Source organism: Xanthomonas sp. D-109, assembly GCF_017746095.1.
GTDB lineage: Bacteria > Pseudomonadota > Gammaproteobacteria > Xanthomonadales > Xanthomonadaceae > Xanthomonas_A > Xanthomonas_A sacchari.
The window spans coordinates 1-692 of record NZ_JAGHWV010000040.1; the positions used below are offsets into that span (position 1 = coordinate 1).

1 protein-coding gene is annotated in these 692 nt (G+C 66.8%); it reads left to right on the forward strand.

All coding sequences use genetic code 11. The features are described 5' to 3' along the window. Positions 1-692: GTP-binding protein (locus J7357_RS21100; protein ID WP_209249485.1), on the forward strand; the 692-nt coding region annotated here is incomplete at both ends.

Consider the following 692-nt stretch of genomic DNA (forward strand, 5'->3'; position numbering starts at 1 on the left):
AAGGGTAAGTTCGAGCGCACCAAGCCGCACGTCAACGTCGGCACCATCGGTCACGTCGACCACGGCAAGACCACGCTGACCGCGGCGCTGACCAAGATCGGCGCAGAGCGCTTCGGCGGCGAGTTCAAGGCGTATGACGCGATCGACGCGGCGCCGGAAGAGAAGGCGCGCGGCATCACGATCTCGACCGCCCACGTGGAATACGAATCCCCGACGCGCCACTACGCGCACGTGGATTGCCCGGGTCACGCGGACTACGTCAAGAACATGATCACCGGTGCGGCGCAGATGGACGGCGCGATCCTGGTGTGCTCGGCCGCTGACGGCCCGATGCCGCAGACCCGCGAGCACATCCTGCTGTCGCGCCAGGTCGGCGTGCCGCACATCGTGGTGTTCCTGAACAAGGCCGACATGGTCGACGACGCCGAGCTGCTCGAGCTGGTCGAGATGGAAGTGCGCGAGCTGCTGAGCAAGTACGACTTCCCGGGCGACGACACCCCGATCATCCACGGTTCGGCCCGTCTGGCGCTGGAAGGCGACCAGAGCGAGATCGGCGTGCCGGCGATCCTGAAGCTGGTGGACGCGCTGGACTCGTTCATCCCGGAGCCGCAGCGCGACGTGGACAAGCCGTTCCTGATGCCGGTGGAAGACGTGTTCTCGATCTCCGGCCGCGGCACCGTGGTGACCGGTCG